Here is a 24,143-nt window from a genome sequence, read left to right as displayed (position 1 = left end):
TAAAGTAAAATTTATAATGCTCAAAGTTATGAAAAAAAAATCAATTATGTCCTTTTTTTCACGAGATGGAGGACAAAAAACTGGATTGATTATGAGATTGACAGTATTATTGATGTGCGTGTTTTCGTTTACCCTCGTCGCGAACACGAATGCACAACAGGAGAGGGTGGATTTGAATTTGAAGGATGTGTCGATCCGGACGGTGTGCGGAGAGATACAAAAACAGACTAATTTGTCTTTCGTGTATAACGTGGAGTTGACCCGGAATTTAGGGCATTTCACGGTGAAAGCCAGACAGGAAACGGTGGAGAGTGTGTTGAACAGGATATTGGCTGATACCGGTTTGACTTACAAATTCGAGGGAGATATTATCGTGATACACGAGGCCGTTCCAGAACCCGCTCAACAGGAAAAGAAGGAGATCACGATCGAGGGGGTGGTCGTAGACGGCAGGGATTCTCTTCCGGTTATCGGGGCGACAGTAGTTGTAAAGGGAACGAGCTTGGGAGTCGCTACCGACATGGACGGAAAGTTTAAATTGACGGTTCCCCAAGCGCAGAACGTGGAACTAGAGTTCTCTTTCGTGGGTATGAAGAAGCAAATCGTGAAAGTGAACGGGATGTCTAATCCTGCGCCTTTAAAGATTGTGATGGAAGAAGAGGCTGTCGGCATGAACGAAGTGGTTGTTGTCGGGTATGGAGTTACGGCTTCTAAGGATTTGACAGGACAAGTGGCTTCTTTGAACGAGGAACAATTGAGTAAGAAAAATGCGACGAATGTTGAAACGATGTTGCAGAATGCGGCAGCCGGAGTAGTTGTTTCCTTGGCATCTTCTAATCCGAATGAAAAAATTCGGGTTAGGGTACGCGGAGAGGCTTCTTTGACGGGGGAGAATGAACCGTTGTACGTGGTAGATGGTATACCCGTAACTTCCGACGTGATGAGTGCTATTTCTCCGCAGGATATTCAATCGATGGATGTGTTGAAAGATGCTTCTGCCGCTGCTATTTACGGTTCACGGGGGGCTAACGGAGTGGTTATCGTGACAACCAAACGAGGTAAAAGCGGTAAGCCGGATTTGAATGTGAGTTATGCTTTTAGTGTAGATTCGAGGATCAATAATTTTTCCACGTTAAACGGGGATGAATTTCGTGAATTCGTGCGCTATATTGCCGAACAAACGTTAAAAGTGGATGCTTCCAACACGACTGCAAAGAGTATACTTGCCGAGGGAAGTACAGTATTGAAAGATGGAAACACAGATTGGTACAAAGAATTGAAACGTCCTTCTCATCGCCATGATTTGAATTTATCCGTTCGAGGCGGGGGAGAACGTTCAAATTACTATATTTCTTTAGGGGTATTGGATTATCAAGGGATGGTCGAGCACGATGATTTTACCCGTTACACGGGACGTATCAATCTGGATTACGATATTACCGATTTCTTGAAATTCGGAACGTCTACCACGTTAGGATACACGGATGTGAGTTCCCCGGGTACTTCGTTGTACACGGCTGTCGGATTCCGTCCCGATTTTCCGATATATAACGAGGACGGGTCTTATTATAAAGAAGGAACTTCTTATAACCCGGTAGCATCGAATAATGCCAAAAGTTATAAGGATAATTATAGTATCTTATCCGCTTCTTTCTTGGAATTAAGTATATGGAGGGGCTTGAAATTGAAGACTTCCTTGTCTATAAACCAGAATATGTCTTATTCGGAAAGTTACACGCCGACCTATTTGACTGCGGATGAGAAAGGTGCCGGTTCGGAATCGACGAGTCGTTCGTTTACCACGGTATTTGATAACACATTATCTTGGAACGGGCGTATTAATGATGCTCATGCTTTGGATGCCGTGGTCGGTATTTCATTTGAACGTACTAAAACACGTAGTTTCGGGGTGAGAGCTAAAAATTACCCGATGGATGAGATTTTGACGGGTATCACGAATGCCAGTGAGATTGTAAGTAAAAGCGGAGGTGGTACCGTGTATGGATTACAGTCTTCTTTTGCCCGTATCAATTATCGTTTGCTGGATAAGTATTTGTTCACGTTTACTGCACGTTATGACGGTTCTTCTTCCTTCGGAACGAATAATCGTTACGGGTTCTTCCCGTCGGGAGCTATTGCGTGGCGTATCAGTGACGAGAGTTTTATGAGGGGACTGAAGTTCTTGGATGATTTGAAAATTAAATTTAGTGTCGGTAAAACGGGCGTCCAGAATTTTGACCGGGGAAGTTACGCGAATAAAGATTTGTATTCTACCGGAGATTATTTGAATAATCCTTCTATATATCATAGCCAGTTGGGAAATCATAATATTAAATGGGAAACCACGATGCAATATGATTTGGGTATTGATTTCTCTATCTTGCGCTCTCTTGTGAGCGGTAGTATCGCATATTATCGCAAGAATACGGATGATTTGATTTGGACTTACACTCCGCCTTCAAGTTTGGCCGTGGATCCGATACCGACAAACGTGGGTTCCGTGCGGAATCAGGGTATCGAGATATCTCTTCGTGCTAATTTATTGCGAGGGAAAAAAGATTGGAGTTTGGAATTAGGTTTGAATGCCTCTCATAATCGGAATAGGGTATTAGAATTGGTTGAGCAGGGAGGAAGTGATAATGGAATGGGTATAACCGTACAAGGTTCCGGAAACCAAGTATTGGCAGAAGGACATGCGATGGGGTCATTCTTCGGTTATCAATATGATGGGATTATCCAGAATCAAGCTACTATAGATAAGTTGAACGCGAAAGCTACAGAGGCTAAAGGTAGCACGGCTTACTATAATGGATCCGGTTTACGTCCGGGGCATTTGTTACTTCGGGATGTGGATGGAAACGGTTATATTGATAATAAAGATCGTATGATTATAGGTTCTCCGGAGGCAGATTTGATTGGGGGTATAACTTCGACTCTGACTTACAAGCGATTGAGTTTATACATGCATTTCGGTTTCCAAATAGGAGGAGAGAAGTTGTATAATAAGACGTTACAGAATTTGCCGAATCAATTGACCGGGTTGGTTGATTACAATTTGCATAATCGTTGGAGCGATGAGAACCGGAATGCAAAATTGCCAGCCATGTATATAGGTGATGCTGTTGCACCCAATACGTCTTTATCGTTGTTTAGCACTTCCAATCTTCGTTTGCAAGAACTTCGTTTATCTTACGATATTCCGAAGTTATGGAGAGGTAAGTATTTGAATTCCGGAGAGCTTTATTTCACGGCAAGTAATCTTTTCGTGATCACGAAATACCCGGGACAAGACCCCAGTACAATAGGTTCGGCAAGTTCGAATTATGGTGCGAACTACGAGAATTGGAATTATCCGTCTTCACGTACATTCTCTTTTGGTGTTAAACTTAATTTCTAAAAATTGTGAGTATGAAAAAAATACTGATTGTATTTTCGATTATAATAGGTTTTACCAATTGTCAATTGGTAGACGTGTTGGAACAAGATCCGATGTACGAGTTGGATCTGGAGAACGCGATAACCTCGCCGAAAATGGCAGAATTAGCTTTAAACGGCGCGTATTCCTATTTGCCGTCCACTAGCACGAATTATTTGTTTGCCGCGTTAAGTGGTAGTTTTATGTCCGGGGCTATGTTACGGCAAGATTTTGTTACCTCGGGGAATGCTATCTATTATTCCGAGAGATATTTGAATACTTTGTCTTATAGTTCTTTCGGGGATGGAGAGTGGAGTGATGATTATAATATAATCAAGAATGTCAATTATTTGTTGACATCATTGGAGGGGATTAATGATAGTGAATTTGAAAAGGGAAGAAAAGAGGAGATTGTCGGAGAGTGTCATTTTCTAGTGGCTCTGGCTTATTTCAGGTTATTGCGTCAATTTGGCGAATATTGGGATGAAAGCAGTAATTACGGGGTACTTGTTCGGGATGAAATACCATCGGTTGCCAATGCCGTGAAGGCACGTACCACGGTAGCTAAAAGTTACGAGGAAATTTTTAATCATTTGGAAATAGCTTTGGCTCAAGCTCCCGCATACACGACTCCCACTCGGGCATCCGTACAGGCGGCAAAAGCGCTGAAAGCGGTTGTGCTGTTTTACCAAGGGAAATATAGTGAAGCGGCCGTTGCTGCCGATGAAGCTATCACGTCGGTGAATCCTTTAGACCCAAGTTATTCTAATGTGTTCACGAATACGGAAACGTCGAAAGAAGTTATTTTCTGCCGGGCATTTAGCACGGATGAGGCATCCGATGTATCTTATCTTATGGAGAAGGCTTCCGGGGCTTCCGGGTTGTGGGGACCGACCGAAAGTTATATGAATTTGATTGAAGGGGATCCTCGGAAAACATTGGTTACTGAAAATAAAAATGTTACTTATAACGGAGTGACCTACAATGTAAATACGGTAAAAAAGATTTATCGTCCGAATGATGGTGTGCCGGTAATATTCTTGCGTACAGCTGAATTGTACTTGATTAAGGCAGAGGCGTTGGCTCGTAGTAATAGTTCTATTGCTGATGCTTGGGCTCCGATCAAAGAATTACGCGGGCGTGTGGGAAGTACGAATTTAACAGAGCCGGCAACTCGTGACGAGTTAATGGATGAAATATTCAAAGAGTGGTGGATCGAAATGGCTTTCGAGAATTGGCATGAATGGTTTGCCGTGCAACGTTTTGATCGTTTGTTGGAAATGAATCAAAGTTTGGCTGAGCAGTTGGAAGATGAACAAGAGAAAGACGAGGAAAATAATACAGCTAGTTTCGTGGAGGCTTTCATGCAAAAGTTGGAAACCAGAAAGATTTATAATATCCCTACCGGAGAGATTAATGCAAATTCTATTTGTGAACAAAATCCCGGATATTAAAAGTAAAGATTATGAAACATATCGTGTATATAGTACTTCTTTTATGGAGTGTGAATATTTTCGCCCAAATGGAACCGAACTATGGTATTCAGTTTTATCATGGAACATGGAAAGAGGGAATAGAGAAAGCTAAGGCGGAGAACAAATTGATATTCGTGGATTTCTACACTCAATGGTGTGGTCCTTGTTTAAATATGGCGGAGAGTGTGTTCACTCTCCCCTTTATCGGGGATTTTTATAACACGAAGTTCGTGAACATGAAGATTGATGCCGAGAACGGGGAGGGAGTGGAACTTGCCAAACGCTATAGCGTTAATTCTTACCCGACTTACGTGTTTGTTGATCCGGCAAGCGAGGAGGTGGTACACCGGAGTAAATCCCGTCAGTCTGCCGAGCAGTTTCTTGCCACGGGAAAAAGTGCTTTGGTACCGGAATTGCGTTCCGGTTATTTGACTGAGGAATTTGCTAAAGGACGTGATGACCGGGAATTTCTAAAGAATTATATCAATTACAATGCTTCTATCTATGAACGGGAGAACGTGCAGAAAGCATTTGATATGCTGATGAAGAAGGGGGCGAAGTTGACGGAACCGGACGTTTGGAAGATATTTAAAGCCAATATCACGGGGGTGAATAATCCTTATTTTCAAGAAGTTGTACAGGGGTATGACAAGTTCGTAAGCGTGTTGGGAAAGGATATAGTAGACAACAAGTTGTACATGGAAACCCGGAATGCTTCTTTGGAGGAATTAAATCGGTTGCCGGAATTTAAGGGTAAAGATTTGAACAAGTATCTGGTACAAATCAATGCTTTGGTAAGAAATAAAGAGTATGATAAGGCTGATGTGTTGATTCGGCGTGCTATGGCGGATACCTCCATTAACCAGCAGGATTTTATCGAACAGTTCCGGTTTACCGTGCGCGGCAGTTATTGGGACCCGGAAACCCCGGTGGAGTGGTTGAGCAGGTGTGCCTCTTATTTGCAGTATATCGCTTATAATAGCGACAACCGACAGGATCCGTACATCCATCAAGAGTACGCGGCATTGCTGGAACGTCTGATTCGTAAGACCCCGGGGGCTGAAAAAGTTTTTCCCGCATCTATTATGGATAAACCGGAAGTCGGAGCCAAAGAATACAGTATGCGTCCGAAGAATCTGGCACAGAAACCGACACGAAAGAAAAAATGATATTTTAGTGTGTGATTGTTTTAATTGTGTGTAAGAAGCGGAATCCTGTCATGGTTCCGCTTCTTTATTTTGAAAGAATATAGATAACTTTGTCGAACAATAGACGTGTAAATTAGATTAGTAACATTATATTTGCATGGTTATTAATGTTGATGCTCGTGGATTATTCAGATGATAAAGAATTATTAGAAGTATTGAAATGTGGCAAGATATCAGCTTTCGAGTATATCTATACCACATACTATGATTCTTTGTTGAATTATGCCGACCGTTTATTAAATGATTTGGAAACCGCCCGGGATGTTGTCCAACAAATGTATTATAAAATATGGGAAGGGCGTGAAGTACTGAATATTTCTCTTTCTGTAAAAGCATATCTTTTTAAATCGGTTTATCACGCATGTTTGAATACTCTGGCTCATAAAAAGAATATTCAAAAGTATGAGCGGGAACAATTGGCAGACCTTTATTTTTCTAATGTTATTCAATCGCCGGAGGCTGAAATGGAATTGTGGCAGGCTGATGTAGCCAAAGCGTTGGACGAGGCAATAGCTTTGTTGCCGGAAAAGTGTAGAGAGGTATTTGTTTTAAGTAAGGTAGAGGGGTTGAAAAATAGGGAGATTGCTGAAAAATTGAATATTTCCGAGAAAACGGTAGAACGGCATATGACGATAGCTTTGAGTAAGTTGCGTGAGGAATTGGATTGGTTGCTGCAAATTATTTTATTTTTTTCGGTTTCTCATTGGGGGTAAAACATGTTTTGTCTGTCTTTAGTGTATAAAAGGCAGGAAAGATGGAAACAGAAACTTTCAATATAGATGAATTACTGATTCGTGTTTTGTCGCATCAGGCAGAACAAGAGGAAATTGTATATTTTTCAGAATGGATGAAGGATGAGCGGAATCGACTTTATTTCGAGAAGTTTAGAAAAGTGTGGAATCTTTCCTCTGGAAGACATGCAGACCGGGAAATGGTTGAGGTGGGACTGGAAGATTATAGACGGTTTATGCATCGGTCTTTAAGTCCGAAACACAACATGAAGCGTGTATGGAGAATGCTCTCGGCTGTAGCCGTGGTGATGATTGGTGTTTTTGCTTTGCTGCGTTTGTATGAACCGGAAAAACAAATTGTCCCCGAGGGGAAGGAAATTATTTATAGTAAAGGAATATTGTTGACTCTTTCCGATGGCAGGAAAGTAAATGTTCTTTCCGATTCTTTGGCTTTGTCCGACGGAATGGAAGATGATATCAAGATAAGTAAGATCAACAACCGGGAGATTGCTTATGAACTGAATGATTCATTGGCGGGGGCTGGGGATTTTGAATTGGCATATAATGAAATTATTGTCCCCGCGGGAGAGCGTTTCTCTCTTCGATTGTCGGACGGGACAAAGGTTTGGATAAACTCGGAGAGTTCGTTGCGTTACCCGATACGTTTCGGTAAAGAGAGACGGGAAGTGGAGGTACGGGGAAACGTTTATTTTGAAGTGACACGGGATACAGCTTGTCCATTTGTTGTTGCGGGGAGGGAGTTGGTGACTGAAGTACTGGGTACTTCTTTTGAAGTGAACCTGTACGGGGATCGGAATGAGGCCAGTGCTACTTTGGTGGAAGGAAAAGTGAGGGTTCAAGCGGGGAAACATGCTGTCGTTATGAAGCCCGATGAGCAAATCGTGTTCAACACGAAGAGCGGGGACGTGGAAGTAAAAAAGGTGGATGCTGCTAATATGGTAAGATGGAAAGATGGAGTACTCGTGATAGATAACGAGCGGTTTGATGATGTTGTCTGGAAACTGGAGCGTTGGTATGGTGTGACTATTATTAACGAGACAGGAAAATCATTCTCCCAGCTTTTTAGCGGAGAATTTGACAGGGAGGATGTTCGGGCGGCTATTGAAACGATATGCGTGAATCTGGGTATTCAATACAGAATGAATGAAGACAGTATTATTTTACAAAAATAAAAAAGGAGTTCCGAGCCGTGCGACCAACACTTGGGATACTCCTTTTAAATTAAGCTTTATATAATCATTTAAAACTTACATGACAAATCTATGGAAAAAAAACAACATTTTTTGTCGTTGTCAGTATTATTTCTCAAAAGAGTAGTTTTACTGACGTTGATATGGGGTGGTATTTGTTGCAGTCCGGTTCGGGGTGCTGATGTCGGACAACCCCGAAAGGTGACTTTGAAATTGAAAGGGGTGTCACTTTCCGTGCTGTTTAACGAGATTAAAAAACAGACTTCTTACAAATTCTTCTATAATGATACACAAGAGAAGAATATCGGGAAGGTTACAGTTTCCGTGACGGACGAAACCGTTGAAAACGTGTTGAAACGGGTATTTGAAAATTCTGCCTACACGTTTCAAGTCGTGGGTGAACAGATTGTGATCACGGATAAAAAAATGGAAGATACAAGGCAGAAAAATGTCCGTATCACGGGGCTGGTTACGGATCAACACAAGATTCCGTTGCCCGGTGTGACCGTGGTCGTGAAAGGATTGACGATCGGAACTGCCACTGACGTAAACGGTAGATATGCATTGACATTACCTGCGATGGAGAATATGGCTTTGATCTTTTCCTTTATCGGAATGGAAACGGCGGAAGTGAAATGTACCGGACAGGATACGATTAACGTGGTGATGAAGGAAGAACAGTCCGAGCTGTCCGAAGTTGTTGTTACCGGATACCAGACTATCGATCGCCGAAAAAACACGAGTGCCATTCAGTCTATTGAGATGGACAAAATCAAGGTTCCCGGGGTACAAACTATAGATCAGTTGCTTGAATCACACGTGCCGGGGATGATCTTTATGCAGAATTCGGGACAAGTGGGGGCAGCACCGAAATTACGTATCCGGGGTACTTCCACGATACTTGGCAACCAAGAACCCGTGTGGGTGTTGGATGGTATCGTGTTACGTGATCCCGTGAACGTGAGTCCGACTTTGATTAATAATCTGGATTTCGTGAATTTGGTTGGAAACGCTATTTCCGGCATTAACCCTGAAGATATTGAACGTATTGATATTTTGAAGGATGCTTCCGCCACGGCATTATACGGGGCAAAGGCGGCAAATGGGGTAATTAATATTACCACGAAGAAAGGGAAGACGGGACCGCCTTCCGTGACGTACAGTTTGAATGGCAAGTTCACGGCAAGACCCCGTTATTCGGACAAGAATATTTATTTGATGAACTCGAAAGAACGTATTGCGTATTCCCGAGAGATTGTCGAGAAGGGGTTGTCGTACCCGACTATCAATAATTGGGTCGGGTATGAAGGGGCTCTTGATAAGTATAACAATGGAATCTATACTTATCAACAGTTCACGGATGAAGTATCAAGATTGGAAACCGTGAATACCGATTGGTTCGATCTAATCACGGAAGATGTGTTTTCTAACAGCCACACGTTGAGTTTGTCGGGTGGTAGCACGAATATCCGTTATTATGCTTCCTTGGGATATTCTAACGAGAAAGGGGTGATCAAAGGTGAAAAGAATGATCGTTATTCCACGAGTATGAACATCAACGGGAGTTTCAATAAATTCTCGTTCTCGTTCGGGATGCTGGCTAATAAAGGGGTGCGGGAATACGTGAATAGTGAGGTGAATATTCTGGATTACGCTTATAATACTTCGAGGGCTATTCCGGCATTTAACGAAGACGGGAGTCTTTATTTTTATGACGTGAAAGGTTCTTCTAATGCCAGTTCTAATAGTCAGTTGGCATTTAATGCTTTGCATGAGATGGAAAATTACCGGGACGAGTATAATAGTTCCGGGATTACCTTGAATATGAATTTGAATTATCGTTTCAATGATTGGCTGAAAACCCAATTCATATTTTCATACAGTATTAATAACACGATGCAGGAAACGTTTATCGGTGAAAATTCTTTCTACGCGTCAAATCTTCGGGGTGTGAATTACGGGGTGGAGTTGACGCCGGATCAGAAATCGATTAGTTTATTACCCGTGGGGGGAGAGTATCGTGAGGATGTTACCCGGAACGATAATTATACTACCCGTCTGCAATTTGATTTCACAAGGTTCTTGGATAGCGGGCAAAAACATTTGATCAATGCCGCCGTGGGTTTCGAGTTGGCGTCTTCAAAATATGACGGAAAACATCAAGTACATCGGGGATATCTGCCCGAGCGGGGAAAGATGATCGCGACATTGGCTCCCGACGTGTACCCTTCTTTTACCAAATGGCAAATGGAAGAGGAGGATGCAAGAGGGGTGATATCGGATAATATCCAGAACGAGATGTCTGCTTATTTGACGTTGACCTACACGTTGAATAACGCTTATTCATTTAATTTTAACACCCGTGCGGATGCTTCCAACAAGTTTGGGGATCGCAGTAACGAAAAGATATTGCCGGTATGGTCGGTTTCCGCGAGTTGGGATATGAAGGCAAATATATTACGGGATGTTAATTGGGTTAACGGGTTATCCGTGAGAGGTTCTTTCGGGTATCAAGGAAATATGTTGAGTAATCAGACTCCGGAACTCATTATCAAGAAAGGGAATATGAACGATTATTTCGGGGAGTACGAGTCGAATATACAACATTATCCGAATCCTGATTTGCGGTGGGAGAAGACGGGAGCCTTCAATGGTTCCGTGGACTTTGCCTTGTTCAATAATCGTATCCGGGGTACGTTCTCGTATTTCTACAAGAAGACTAAAGATGCTTTCCTGAGTAAGACGGTAGCGGATATCAATGGCGTGGAAACCTACGTGATTAATTCCGGGACAGTGGAAAACAAGGGTTTCGAGATGAGTTTCAATTTTACTCCTTTTAAAGCGGGTGGTGAAATCGGTGGTTTCCGTTGGGATATTGATCCGCAAATAGGGCAAGTGTTGAATACCTTGTTGACGAAAGCGGTTAATAATGATAACTTCGAGAAAGATCAGGATGAGATATTTTACACGAATTATCTGGATGGGTCGGCGTTGATTGAAGGGGAGCCTCTGAATACCTTCTTTTCATATAAATTTCAAGGGCTTTCGCCCGAGGACGGACGCCCGATGTTTTATGACGTGGAGGAAGAGCTTAAAGATGAATATTTGAAGATGGAACGGGAGGATGTGTTTCGCCGGGTGATGAAGGTGTCCGGTACGCGGGTGCCGGTTTTGCAGGGTGGTGTGTCGAATACCTTCTCGTATAAACGGATGTCATTGAGTTTTAATTTCTCGTACTCGTTCGGTTCTAAAATTCGGTTGATGCAGTTGTACGGGACGAATAAAAACGGAACGACGGTTGCTCCTCTGCCGGAAAGAAACGTGCGTCGGGAGTTCGTGAAACGCTGGCAACGTCCGGGTGACGAGCGGCACACGAGTATCCCGGGATTATTACCGAATGCCGAGTATAGCAGGACTTTGCAGCCGTGGTGGAAGTCCGGGAACAATAACTCGATTAACTTTGCCGATAATATCTGGCAGATGTATGATAATTCCGATATCCGGACTGTGAGCGGGAATTATTTGAAGTTGCAGTCTTTTGTGTTTAATTATACTTTGCCGGAGGAGTTCTGCAAGAAGTTGTTGTTGAAGTCGGCATATGTCGGGGTTTCGGGAAGTAATTTGTTTACCATTTGCAGTTCGAAACTGAAAGGGCAAGATCCTTCACAATCGGGGACAACCGATAAATTGAATTTGTCGATTCGCCCCTCGTATTCCGTTAATTTAGGTATCACGTTTTAATTAATTGAGGCTATGAAAAGTTATATAAGTTATTTAATCCCGATTCTTTTCTTTTTAAGCTCGTGTAATGATTTCTTGGAAGAGTATTCACAGGATATGACATACGCGAAGACGGCGGCGGATTTGGACGAGATATTGATAGGGGACGGGTATATGAAGGTGCCAAGTAGGCAGGTTATTGTTTCCTTGGGGGGTGATGACGGTTATTATTTCCCTTGGATTCACGTGATGGATGATGATATAAAGCAGTTTGGTCCGGGAGGGAATGCTGATGCTTCGCAGTTTATTGATTTTGCAAATTTTTACACGTGGTCGGAATATCCTTATATGCGGGAAGGCGAGGAGGTGAGCGATACGGATTGGAAACGCTTGTATAAGCACATCAGTTCTGTGAATGTGATACTGTCTAAAACGGAGGAGATAAATGATCGGCCGGAAGCCATAGAGCGGATTAAAGGCGAGTGTTATTTCTTGCGCGGGGTGTACTATTTTTATCTTGCTAATATCTATGCCAAGCCTTACGTGAAGGCTTCTGCCGCGATAGATTTAGGTGTGCCGATTAAGACTACCGAATACGTGGAGGATATTTATTTCAAGCGGAATACATTGGAAGAAACCTATACCCGCATCACGGAGGATTTGACGTTGGCTGCCCGTTTATTGAAAGGCAAAGAGCATAAAACGATTTATCGGGCAGGCTTTTATGCCGTGCATGCTTTTTTGAGCAGGGTGCATTTGTACATGGAAGATTACGAGAAAGCACTCGCGTCTGCCGATACCGTGTTGCAGGGAGGATACGCTTTGTTGGACTACAACGAGCGGTTGGCGTTGGTGGTACCGGACAAGTGGGGAACAATTAACGGTGCCAGTATCACGTTTAAAGATTCGCCTGAAACAATCTTTTCGCAAGGGGGGAATTGTTTTGCAGATTGTGATATGACGAGCATGAGTAATTTTGATGTGTCGGATGCTTTGGTTGAAATGTTCCGTCAAGAACCGGGTAATGATTTGCGTATTGATTCTTGGTTGGGGATTTACAAAGATGCTTGGGGAAATCCCGTGTATCTTGTAAAGAAATTAGTAGATAGTCAGGATGGACTGGTTTCTTCTGAGTGTCTGTTGCGTTTGTCCGAGGTTTTGTTGAATAAAGCGGAAGCTTTGGCTATGCTTTCCCGTGAGGATGAGGCGCAGAATATAATTGAAGAGTTGAGAAGTAAACGTATGAAACAAGGTACTCACGTCGCTTTGGACAAGCGGACGGGCGAGAAGTTGATGGAATTAATCCGTGACGAACGCCGTCGGGAACTTTGCTTCGAGGGACACCGTTGGTTTGATTTGCGTCGTTATGCTGTTCATTCCAAGTATCCTTATTCCAAACCGATTATTCATGATCAGTATTTTTATAATAATACGACTTGGATGCGCGAGTATTTGGGCAGTTACCAGTTGAACGAGTACGCTTCGGAGCCCGCTTACGTGATTCCGATCCCGCGGTCGGTGATCGAATTCAACAAGGGGAACATGGTGGATAATGCCGCTCGTCCTCAAAGAGAAATGTTTAAACGCTTTTAATTTTAATTCCAATGAAATATCATATATTACTTCTGGTGATGGTGTTCTTTGCTACGGGATGTAGTGAAGAGGATGATTTGCAACCCTCGTACTCGGACGTGGAGTGGTTTGTGCTGCAAGATAATCTTGATGATGCGGTGCAACATGCCGCTTACGGGGTGTATTCCACTTGGGGGATACCGGTCTTCTGTAATGATACGATCGGAAGTCAGGAACGGGGTTTGGATCACAATGGAAACCCGATCGTGTATTATAAAGTGTTGGATTTGAATTATAATCTAAATAACCCGACTAACGCATTTAGTATTAACGCCAAACATATTTCGTTGATACGGGATGAAGCGGACAAGTTGGCGGGAATAAAGTTCGTGGATGAGGTGCTGTTGCCTAATGTTCCCGAGATATTTTATATTCAGTCGATTCTTTTGTTGGACTCGATATATGAACAGCAATACGTGGGAGGGGCGAAGAGCATGAAAGCGGTGCATCAAGCCATGGAGACGTTGGCTGTAGCCGATATTCCTGTCATCGCGAATATGTCGCAAGCGGAGAAAATAGAGCGGGCGAATGAGATTATCACCTATTTGGCTATTAAGTATCTGGCAAAGAATCCTTCGTCCGAGATTGAGACCTTTAAAAAGGTGAGTTATGATCCAGCGACACAAAGAAGTTATTACGGGATGAATGTGCGTACTCCTAATTATCCGGGAGAGTCGTGTCTTGCACCTGCCCGTTGGGAAGTGTACGGTTTCTTGGATTATTCCCGGGACAATTATCCGTATGTGACCGATCCCGATATAACGAAATGGCGTTACAGGATTGTAAAGGAAGATGAGGATATCGAGGACTATATCATGGCGGTGGTTTCGTATAGTAAGGCGGAGTTCGAGGGAATGTATGCCGAGTACCCGATGGTGTTGGAGAAATTCCTGATTATGCGTGGCGTGATGGAATCAATAGGCTTTGAATTAAAGTGATTTGTAATGGAGAAATGCATGAAACCGATTCTTTTGGGAATTGTCGGAGTATTGTGTGCGTTGATTTCTGTTGCACAGGATGCGAAGGTCGTTTTTAAGTCGCATCCTGTATTTCAACGTTATCCGGCAGAATTGATTAAAGAAACCCGATATAATATGGTTCGTTCCGAACGGGTAGCTCCGGGAGATTCTATTACTTTTTTATTGCGGGTGACCGATCCGGAAGGGGAATATTACAGATTGTACGATTGGGGAGCATTGAATGTGTTCGTGAAACCGGGTAGCACCATCGTCATTGATTACAATGACCGAGAGCGGACGAAGACGAAATTCTCGGGTGATTTGGCCGCGGAAAATGCGTGGCTAAACCAATCTTGGTTTTTGAGTTATCAAATGCTGTACCCGAAGTTGCTTACACCTCAAACTACTTACAAGGAGTATGAACGACGGGTGTTTTCCAATGCCGATTCGTTAAAGCGAGTTGTAAAAAGTATTTTTCTCTCGAAAAAGTTCGTGGAGGACTGTCAATGCCGGATTGATTTTATGGTTATCAGCACCTTGTTGAATTACTATCAGTTCTCGGCTCAAAGTATGCAACGGGAATTATCCGCCGCAGATTTTGAATCTTGGAACAGGGATTTCAAACTTGCTTTTTCAAAAGTCTTTTTGAAAAAGGCTCGTCATATATGTAAGCTTTACAAAGAACAGGAGGTATTGCAATATTGGCAAACGAGTCAGGCGTTAATGAATGTTGTTCATAATATCGAACCCGGTTTTGCCGGACAAATCGGTTATTCACTATTCGAGGAAGAATACGCTTTGATGCAGGTACTGAATGATGTGACTCGTCTATATAGTCCTGAGCTTTTGGATTTCCCGGGGAAAGTAAAAGATTCTGTTATTTTGGATATTGTAAATGAACATATTAAAGACAAACGTGATCTTTTGACAGGGGTGGAAGCGATGGATTTTGAGTTTAAAGACATGGACGGCAACGCGTGTAAGTTGTCGGATTACAAGGGAATGCCCATTTTTATAGACGTGTGGGCAACATGGTGTAATCCTTGTAAAGCCTTGGCTCCCGTGTTTCACGGGTTGGCTCGGGAATACAAAGAAAAGAATATTAAATTCATTTCAGTATCTATTGACAAGAAGGCCGCTCCTTGGATGAATTATTTAAACGGACATCCGCGAGTGGAAAATGTTCTGGAATTGCATTCCGGCAATAAAAAGTTTCAGGAAGCGTACAAGATTAGCGGTATTCCGCGTTTCATATTGATTGATAAGAATTTTAAAATACGTATGGCTTTTGCTTACAGACCGGGAATGAAAGCATTGAATTCTTTGCTCGATCTGGTTTGCGTGGAGTAATTTTTAAGATTGCAGAATTGCGTCCATCAACAAGATTAATGTTGATGGACGTTTTATTATAAATCGGGTAATAAGCAGTACCTAATATTAAAATATACGGATATTTTCGGAATTATCTTTTGAAAGCTGTTTCATTTTTCGTATTTAACGTTAAATTTGTCAACATTGAATATTGAAAATGTGGATACATGCAATTATCAGAAGAGCAGATTATTAAGTTAGCTCCTGATGCGGCATCCGTGAAAGCCGGGAAGGGTTTGGCTTCGGCGGCGAAGTGGGTGTTGCGGGGGGCTAGTGAACGGGCGTTGTGGGGACATTGTCAGGGAAGCGGGGCGAATCCTTACCAGACACAGGTGGATTTGCAGAATATAGCTTTCAAATGTTCTTGCCCAAGTCATAAATTTCCTTGTAAACATAGTTTGGGATTACTGTTTCTGTATGCCTCACAGCCAAACTTGTTTTCGACCGGAGAGGAACCCGCGTGGGTGGCGGAGTGGTTGAATAAGCGGGAGAACAAGGTGGCGGAGAAAAAAGAGAAGAGCGATAAACCGGTGGATGCGGCGGCACAGGCAAAGCGTCAGGAAGCGAGGCATCGGAAAGTACTGGGAGGTGTCGAGGATTTGCAGGGTTGGCTAAAGGATTTGGTGCGGAACGGTTTGTTGAACGTGCCGGAACGTGCGCAGGCGCTGTTCGAGGGGATAGCGAAGCGCATGGTCGATTCACAGGCTCCGGGATTGGCGGGGATGATGCGGCAGTTGCAGGAAATCAATTATTTCGGGGAGGATTGGAAGTATGAATTGACCGCTCTATTAAGCAAGGCATACCTTGTGGCGGAGAGTTACAAGCATTTGGACGAATTGCCCGATGATTGGAAGGACGAGATTCGTACTCTCGTGGGATACCCGCAGGCTAAAGAGGAGGTGCTGGCAAAGGGGGAAACGGTAACGGATGATTGGTATGTTGTGGGTACCGAGTCGCTCGAACAAGACCGCCTGACGGTAGAGTATAATTGGTTGTACGGACGACAGAGTAAAAGATATGCGCTGCTTTTACAGTTCATCATGGCGGGCTCGTTGCCGGAGGTGGCATTATTACCCGGTACGGTCGTTCGTGCCGATGTCACCTTTTACCGGGGAGTGAATCCTACCCGGGTGCTGGTACGTGAACAACGGGGAAGTGGGGAGTTATTCTGCCTTACAGACGGGAATGCGGGGTATATGAACTTGACGGAAGCGACGCGGAGATTCCGGGAAGTGCTGACGGTAAACCCTTTTACTTACGAGGTGCCGATGATAGTGAGCGGGGTACGCTTCGTGATACACGAGGGACAACTTTGGTTGCAGGATAGCGACACCCGTTTGTTCGCCTTGAGCGTGGGAGAAGCCGGACGCTTGAAAGGGCTTGCCGTGACGGGAGGTCGTGAATTTACGGGTTTCTTCATGGCGGGGGAGCGTAGGTGGAGAGTGTTATCGTTATGGATAGATGATAAATATTACACGTTGAATAATGAGTATAACGGATAATATAATAAATACAGCCCTATTGGGTACGGCAAACCGGGAGTTGACGGAGGGGGAATTGCCGGAAGATTTGAGCGATACTTTGTTGAAGGTAAAAGAGAGTGCCGCGGACGGGGAAGAAGTTTTTTACAAGACGGCTGCCGTTTTGTTTGCTTATTATCGTTCCGGTTTGGAACCCTTGAGGTTGAAGGAGCCGGTTCCGGTCATGGAAGCGGAGCCGGAAACAATGCCATACGCCGGGAAGAAAGCGGCGGCTCTTTTAGGAATGTTATTGGGGGAGAAATACTCCTATATGCTACTGTTATGGTACAAGACGGCAGCAAAGCACGGTTATCTGATTCCGGCGGAGTATTTGCCGGGGGTATTGGGAAGGGTATTCTTGCCCGGTAGCCAGACGGCAAAGCGCGAGAAACAATTCTTGCCTTCCCTGATTGGTAACCGGGGACGGTGGTTATTGCCGTTGATGAATTATCCGCCTTTGCAGGAGGAAGGAAATGAAGATTGGGAAACGGCGACTCATGCTGACCGGAAGCTGATTTTGTCCCGCGTGAGGAAGGACAATCCCGCCCAAGGTCTTGAATTATTGCGGGCGGAATGGAAGAACGAGTCGGCACAACATCGTGCGGAATTATTGGCTTGTTTGGAAATCGGTTTGTCGAAATCGGATGAAGAATTTCTGGAAAGCGTACGTGCTGGAGATCGTAGTAGCACGGTAAAGGATTGTGCCTTAGATTTGTTGCGGCAAATACCCGATTCCAATATAGTGGAGTTGTATTCCCGGACATTGAAGCAGCATTTGCGTTACCGTCGTTTGCTCGGCTGGGCTGTTGAACCGATTGCGTATTCCGAGGAGTTGAAAAAAGCGGGTATCAGCGAACTTAGTAGTAACAAGGGCGAGAGTGACAGTGATTACATATTAAGGCAAATGGCTGAAAATGTGCCTCTCTCCTTTTGGTGCGAACTGTTGGAATGTGACGCTGAAACCGCGGCACAGCGGTTGCGTAAGTCCCCGCCTTTCTCCAAGTATATTTGTTTGGAAAACGCTATTTTTAATTTCCATGACCGACAATGGGCTTACTATTGGTTGAAAGGAGAACGGGTATTGCAATCCCCGGAGTTGACATCATTAGTACCTCTTTTGCCTGTCGGGCAACGAGAAGAATTGAATCTGGAGGGAAAAGTACAGCAGAACTTTTACGTGACGCAATGGTTGGACGATACGGACAAGGAGTGGGGAGTGAAGTTTTCCCGAGGGGTATTGAGAATACTCTATTCCATGACATATTGCTATTACGACCGTCCGACTTGCGAGCAACTGGCTCTGCGTATACCCGCTTCATTGTTAGGCTATATCGGGGAACTGGGCGCGACGAAAGAGAATAGCAACAGCCATTGGGAATTTACCGTTCGTATGCAGCAACTACTGCAAATTAAGAAGGATATAGAAGAAAGCCTGATTGATTTTAGATTTTAAATTTTAGATTGAATAATTCCAGCCGCACGGGGCTGACGTTTTTTGATATTAACTTTTTTATAACTTGAAATATGGGTTTATTATTAAGACGACACGCGGAACAGCAGTTCGAGGAAGAACTACACGAGTTAAAGAAGAATGAAACAAATAAGGTTCCGGAGAACTGGCAACTATCTCCGCAATCCGTTGTGACCTATCTTATGGGAGGTACGTTGAAAAACGGGTTTGAAGTGAGTCCTAAATATATTGGAAATCGGCGGTTGATAGAGATTGCCGTGGCAACACTGGTTACGGACAGGGCTTTGCTGTTGTACGGTCTGCCCGGAACGGCCAAGAGTTGGGTGAGCGAGCATCTGGCGGCAGCCGTATCGGGTGATTCGACGCTGATAGTGCAGGGTACTGCGGGGACGGGGGAAGAAGCCATTCGCTACGGTTGGAATTATGCCAAATTACTGGCGGAAGGTCCCAGCGAAGGGGCTTTGGTGCAAACTCCCGTGATGCGGGCGATGAAAGACGGGAAACTGGCTCGTATCGAGGAATTGACCCGCGTGGGGTCGGACGTGCAGGACACGTTAATCACGATTCTCTCGGAAAAGGCTATGCCTATTCCTGAATTGGATAGAGAGATTCAAGCTATACGGGGGTTCAACGTGATTGCTACTGCCAACAACCGTGACAAAGGAGTGAATGAATTGTCGAGCGCCTTGAAGCGTCGTTTTAACACGGTAATTCTTCCTTTGCCCGACACGATTGACGAGGAGATCGATATTGTCCGTCGTCGGGTAGAGAGCTTCTCCGGCGTGATGGATATACCTGCCGAGAAACCTGCATTGGAAGAGATTCGCCGGGTGGTAACCATTTTCCGCGAATTGCGGGGCGGGGCTACCGAGGACGGTAAAACAAAATTGAAGACACCGAGTGGTACGTTAAGTACTGCCGAGGCTATATCCGTGGTGAACAATGGGTTGGCTATGTCCGGTTATTTCGGTGACGGTCGCTTGAATGCTATCGATCTCGTGTCCGGTATTATCGGTGCTGTCGTGAAAGACCCGGTTCAGGACAAGGTGATATGGCAGGAGTACTTGGAAACAGTAGTGAAGGGACGCGACGGATGGAAAGACATCTACCGTGCTTCTCGCGAAATGCTGTAATTATCTTTTAGTTTATACAATGATTGATGGAATACATTTTTTAGGTATACGGCATCATGGTCCCGGTTCTGCCAAAAACGTGAGGGCGTATCTGGAAGAATTGGAACCGGATATGATATTACTGGAGGGACCGCCCGAGGCGGAGGCTTTGCTTCCGGGAGTGCTCTGCGAGCAGATGCAACCACCCGTGGCTTTGTTGGCTTACCAACCCGACGAACCGAAGCGTGCGGTTTTCTATCCTTTTGCCGAGTTTTCCCCGGAGTGGCAGACGATGCGGTTTGCCATGAAGAGGGAAATACCCCTTCGGTTTTTCGACCTGCCTTTGATACATCATTTAGCGTTATGGAAAGAGCGGGAAGAGCGAGCTGAAGCCCTAGAAACGAGCGAAGAGCAAGGGGAAACGGATAACACGGGGGACTCGTTACCTTTAGCCCCCGAAGAAATGATACATGTCGATCCTTTTGCGGCTTTGGCAAAAGCGGCAGGGTACGATGATCCGGAATTGTGGTGGGAAGTGAATTTCGAGAATCGTCGGAACAATGAAGAAATCTTCCTTGCCGTCAAAGAGGCGGTGACCGCCTTGCGGGAGGCTTTCCCGAAAATAGACCGGGAAACGTCGTTGCGGGAGGCATGGATGCGGAAGATGATTCGGGCGGTACAGAAGGAGGGATACAAGCGCGTAGCTGTCATCTGTGGAGCGTGGCACGTGCCCGGGTTGGAGAATATGCCGAAGCAGAAAGAGGATAACGAGATACTGAAAGGTTTGCCCAAGGTAAAAGTCGAATGCACGTGGATCCCGTGGACATACGATCGTTTGTCTTACCGTAGCGGTTACGGTGCGGGGATTGTTTCTCCCGGTTGGTACGACCACGTGTGGGATTACCCCGATGACGATGGAACCCGCTGGATGAGTAAAGTGGCATCCTTGTTTCGTTCGAGGGGAATGGATATTTCCGTTGCCCACGTGATTGAAACGGTACGTTTGGCGCAAGTCATGGCGGCTTTACGCGGTTTATCCCGTCCGTCGTTGGAGGAGTACAACGATGCCGTTACCACGGTAATGGGTTTTGGCGATCCCATCGTTCTGCAAATCATCCGGGAGGCTTTGGTAATCAGCAATCGCATGGGAAATGTACCCGACGATGTTCCTAAAGTGCCTCTACTCGTGGATGTGGAGAAATTATTGAAGCGTTTACGTTTACCTTTAAGCACGGAGATTAAGGAGTACAACTTGGATTTGCGCAAGCCGAACGATTTGGAGCGGAGTATCGTTTTCCACCGTTTGAACTTGTTGGGAATACGTTTAGCCCGACCGATAGCGACCGACGGGAAAGGGACTTTTAAAGAGTCTTGGTCTGTTTATTACGAACCGGAACAGACATTGGCTATTATCGAGAAGGCCGTTTGGGGGAATACACTGGCGGAAGCGGTGGTGTCGTATAACGTGCACTTGTCGAAAGATATCTCTTCCATTTCCGAATTGGTAGACCTCTTGCAACGGGTTATTCCCGCCGACCTGCCCGATTTGGTGGAGGAGATGACGCGACGTCTGGACGTACTGGCGGCTTCCGTGACGGATGTCGTCGAGATGATGAAAGCCATTCCCGGCATGGTCACGGTGGTGCGTTATGGTAGCGTGCGGAATCTGGATTACGGTAAGGTGAACGATATGCTCTACGCCATGATGGCCAGAGTATTGGCGGGAGGAGTACTGGCGTGTGCCAATATAGACGAGGATGCGGCGTCCGACCTTATGGATAAGTTTGTCGCCGTGGATTATGCCGTTGCCACGGCAAACCAACAGGAATTAACGTCTATGTGGATGGAACTCGTGCAAAAGGTTCGGGAGGCACGTAGCAGTCATCCCTTGTTATCCGGTTATACCACCCGTTTGTTGCGTGATAAAAACGTGTTGGGATACGAGGAAACGGCACAGACCTTGCAATACTATACTTCCCGCGGGAATGCCGCTTCCGAAACGGCTTTCTGGTTCGAGGGATTCCTGAAATCATCGGGAACTATCCTTTTATTGGACGAGCAATTGTGGGATCTCGTGAATGGTTGGCTGGCTTCCCTTGGTGATGAAACTTTCATGGAATTGTTGCCCATATTGCGGAGGACGTTCAGCGAGTATAGCGTACCGGAACGCCGGAAACTGGGGGAGAAGGCCAAAGGAACTTCCGGCGTGAAGCGTGTAAACATGCAGGACGAAGCTTTTAATGCGGAAGACGCTAGAAAGGTAATTCCTGTGGTGTGGCAGCTAATGGGAATAAAGTAACCTGTATTTTCAATTATTAAAGTAAATATTATGGAAGAAACCCTTTTAAAAAGATGGCGGTTGATACTCGGGGGTGATGCGGCGGACGGCACGGGAATCTCGTTAAGTCCCGAAGAGTCCCGCGTGGACGATGCTTTGCACGCCTTGTACGACAGTGATCGGCGGGGAGGTTTGGGTGGTTCTGCCCCTAAAGTGAGTCGTTGGTTGGGTGATATCCGGGAATTCTTCCCGCAATCGGTAGTACAGGTGATACAGAAAGACGCTATCAAGCGGTTAAACCTCACCTCTTTACTTACCGAGAAAGAGATGCTCCAGTCCATTGTGCCGGACGTGCATTTGGTGGCGACGCTTATGTCCCTGAGTCGGGTAATCCCCGAGAAGAACAAGGCGATAGCCCGTGACGTGGTGCGTAAGGTCGTCGACGAGTTGATGAAGAAACTCTCCGCGCCGATGCAGCAAGCGGTGACGGGTGCGCTGAATCGTTCCAGCAGGCGTCGCAATCCCCGCTATAACGAAATCGACTGGAAAACCACGATAGAAAAGAACCTGCGCAACTACCAACCGGAGTACAAGACGATTATCCCGGAGGTGCGTATCGGCTACGGGCGGAAACGGCGGGCGCTGAAAGACATCGTGCTTTGCCTCGACCAGAGTGGCTCCATGGGTGCCTCGGTCGTTTATTCGGGAATATTCGGTTCCGTGTTGGCTTCCATTCCCGCGGTGCAAACCCGCATGGTTGTCTTTGACACGTCCGTGGTCGATCTGACCGATGACTTGCAAGACCCCGTGGATTTGTTGTTCGGTGTACAATTGGGCGGGGGTACGGATATCGACCGTGCTTTGGGGTACTGTCAAACGGTTATTACCCGTCCGTCCGACACGGTGCTGGTCTTGGTTACCGACCTTTACGAGGGCGGGAACGAGAAAGAGATGCGCGAGAAGATGATTTCCCTCGTGCAGAGCGGGGTACAACTCATCGTTTTGCTGGCATTGAACGACGACGGGGCGCCTTTCTACGATAAAGAAAATGCCCAATTCCTAGCCGAATTGGGAGTTCCCGCTTTTGCCTGTACGCCGGATAAATTCCCGGATTTAATGGCGACCGCTTTAGCGAAACAAGATATAAGTATATGGTTATCAAAAAACACATGATGATTAAAGGTAAGAAAAGTATAGAGCTCATCGAGCGTTGCGCGGAGATATGGGAGGCCGCGGTACGGGCAACCCACCATTTCGTGAAGGAAAGCGATATCGTCTTCTACCGTCCTTACGTGCGGCAGAATTGCGACAATCTACCCCTTTTGTTGCATCACGAGGGGGACGAGGTGGTGGCGTTCCTCGGTTTGGATTCCACGTATATAGATATGCTGTTCGTGCATCCCGATTACAGGGGAAAGGGTATCGGGCGAAAACTGGTACAGAGGGCGGTAGACGAATACCACGCCGAAACACTTACCGTCAACGAGCAGAACGAGCAAGCCCTCGGTTTTTACCTGAAACTGGGTTTCGAGGTGCAAAGCCGCAGCGCCCTCGACGGGTTCGGCTTTCCTTATCCGCTCTTGCACATGCGCTTGAAGAATCCCCGCCAACGATTGGTAAAAGTGACGGGCGACAAGAAAGCCTATCTTTCCTTGCTCTTGCTTGCCGATCCCTCGGAGGAAATGGTCGATCGTTACCTGCCCGACGGTGAGATGTTCATTCTCGAACGGGACGGACAGGTAATCGGTGAGGCGGTAGTGGACGCCGCGGGCGAAATAAAGAACCTTGCCGTCGCTCCCAACTACCAGAGGCAGTATTTCGGTAGGTACATACTAGCCGCGTTGGCTGAACACTACAAAGACCGTTTCGATTATTTATGGGTAGGTACCAGTGATTACGGCACGGTGTATTACGAGCAATACGGTTTCGAGTGCGATCACGTGGTAAAGAATTTCTTCACGGACAATTATCCCGAACCAATCATCGAGGACGGCAGGCAATGTGTCGACATGGTCTACCTCAAGCGGAAAATACGGTAGA

At 45.4% G+C, this 24,143-nt stretch carries 15 protein-coding genes; all 15 read left to right on the top strand.

What is annotated here, in order from left to right; all coding sequences use genetic code 11:
* Positions 1 to 91 precede the first annotated feature (91 nt).
* The 15 genes from H8S64_RS07450 (at position 92) to H8S64_RS07380 (ending at position 24,142) form a co-directional block, all read left to right on the top strand.
* Complete coding sequence (locus H8S64_RS07450; RefSeq protein WP_186975584.1) at positions 92 to 3,397, top strand: TonB-dependent receptor; 3,306 nt, start codon at positions 92 to 94, stop codon at positions 3,395 to 3,397.
* An 11-nt stretch (positions 3,398 to 3,408) separates the two neighbouring features.
* Positions 3,409 to 4,869 carry a RagB/SusD family nutrient uptake outer membrane protein gene (locus H8S64_RS07445; RefSeq protein WP_186975583.1) on the top strand — a complete coding sequence of 487 codons (1,461 nt, stop codon included), beginning with the start codon at positions 3,409 to 3,411 and terminating at the stop codon, positions 4,867 to 4,869.
* Positions 4,870 to 4,880: 11 nt separating this feature from the next.
* Positions 4,881 to 6,059, top strand: coding sequence for a thioredoxin family protein (locus H8S64_RS07440; protein ID WP_222621159.1), 1,179 nt, complete (start codon positions 4,881 to 4,883; stop codon positions 6,057 to 6,059).
* Positions 6,060 to 6,211: 152 nt separating this feature from the next.
* Positions 6,212 to 6,811, top strand: coding sequence for an RNA polymerase sigma-70 factor (locus tag H8S64_RS07435; RefSeq protein ID WP_255302108.1), 600 nt, complete (start codon positions 6,212 to 6,214; stop codon positions 6,809 to 6,811).
* 41 nt (positions 6,812 to 6,852) lie between these two features.
* The gene (locus H8S64_RS07430; RefSeq protein ID WP_186975582.1) at positions 6,853 to 8,022 is read left to right on the top strand and encodes a FecR family protein; all 1,170 of its coding nucleotides are present in this window, start codon (positions 6,853 to 6,855) and stop codon (positions 8,020 to 8,022) included.
* Between the two features lie 90 nt (positions 8,023 to 8,112).
* The gene (locus H8S64_RS07425; RefSeq protein ID WP_186975581.1) at positions 8,113 to 11,781 is read left to right on the top strand and encodes a SusC/RagA family TonB-linked outer membrane protein; all 3,669 of its coding nucleotides are present in this window, start codon (positions 8,113 to 8,115) and stop codon (positions 11,779 to 11,781) included.
* A gap of 12 nt (positions 11,782 to 11,793) precedes the next feature.
* The gene (locus tag H8S64_RS07420) at positions 11,794 to 13,353 is read left to right on the top strand and encodes a RagB/SusD family nutrient uptake outer membrane protein (RefSeq protein ID WP_186975580.1); all 1,560 of its coding nucleotides are present in this window, start codon (positions 11,794 to 11,796) and stop codon (positions 13,351 to 13,353) included.
* A gap of 11 nt (positions 13,354 to 13,364) precedes the next feature.
* A complete protein-coding gene (locus H8S64_RS07415; protein ID WP_186975579.1) occupies positions 13,365 to 14,330 on the top strand; it encodes a hypothetical protein in 966 nt (321 codons plus the stop codon).
* A 6-nt stretch (positions 14,331 to 14,336) separates the two neighbouring features.
* Positions 14,337 to 15,701, top strand: coding sequence for a TlpA family protein disulfide reductase (locus H8S64_RS07410; protein WP_186975578.1), 1,365 nt, complete (start codon positions 14,337 to 14,339; stop codon positions 15,699 to 15,701).
* A gap of 188 nt (positions 15,702 to 15,889) precedes the next feature.
* The gene (locus H8S64_RS07405; RefSeq protein WP_186975577.1) at positions 15,890 to 17,224 is read left to right on the top strand and encodes an SWIM zinc finger family protein; all 1,335 of its coding nucleotides are present in this window, start codon (positions 15,890 to 15,892) and stop codon (positions 17,222 to 17,224) included.
* Positions 17,208 to 18,695, top strand: a complete 1,488-nt coding sequence (locus tag H8S64_RS07400) for a DUF5691 domain-containing protein (RefSeq protein WP_186975576.1) — start codon at positions 17,208 to 17,210, stop codon at positions 18,693 to 18,695. Before H8S64_RS07405 ends, H8S64_RS07400 begins: the two co-directional genes overlap by 17 nt.
* Before the next feature lie 71 nt (positions 18,696 to 18,766).
* Positions 18,767 to 19,846, top strand: a complete 1,080-nt coding sequence (locus H8S64_RS07395; protein ID WP_099292604.1) for an ATP-binding protein — start codon at positions 18,767 to 18,769, stop codon at positions 19,844 to 19,846.
* 19 nt (positions 19,847 to 19,865) lie between these two features.
* Entirely contained in the window at positions 19,866 to 22,124 is a 2,259-nt protein-coding gene (locus H8S64_RS07390; protein WP_186975575.1) for a DUF5682 family protein, read from the top strand.
* 30 nt (positions 22,125 to 22,154) lie between these two features.
* Positions 22,155 to 23,276: a VWA domain-containing protein gene (locus H8S64_RS07385; protein WP_099292602.1), complete on the top strand. Its 1,122-nt coding sequence runs from the start codon at positions 22,155 to 22,157 to the stop codon at positions 23,274 to 23,276.
* The gene (locus H8S64_RS07380) at positions 23,255 to 24,142 is read left to right on the top strand and encodes a GNAT family N-acetyltransferase (protein WP_222621158.1); all 888 of its coding nucleotides are present in this window, start codon (positions 23,255 to 23,257) and stop codon (positions 24,140 to 24,142) included. The genes H8S64_RS07385 and H8S64_RS07380 overlap by 22 nt, the downstream gene beginning before the upstream one ends.
* Position 24,143 lies beyond the last annotated feature (1 nt).

It is taken from the genome of Butyricimonas hominis, assembly GCF_014287455.1.
GTDB classification, from domain to species: domain Bacteria; phylum Bacteroidota; class Bacteroidia; order Bacteroidales; family Marinifilaceae; genus Butyricimonas; species Butyricimonas muris.
This window is presented reverse-complemented; position numbering and strand designations above follow the sequence as displayed.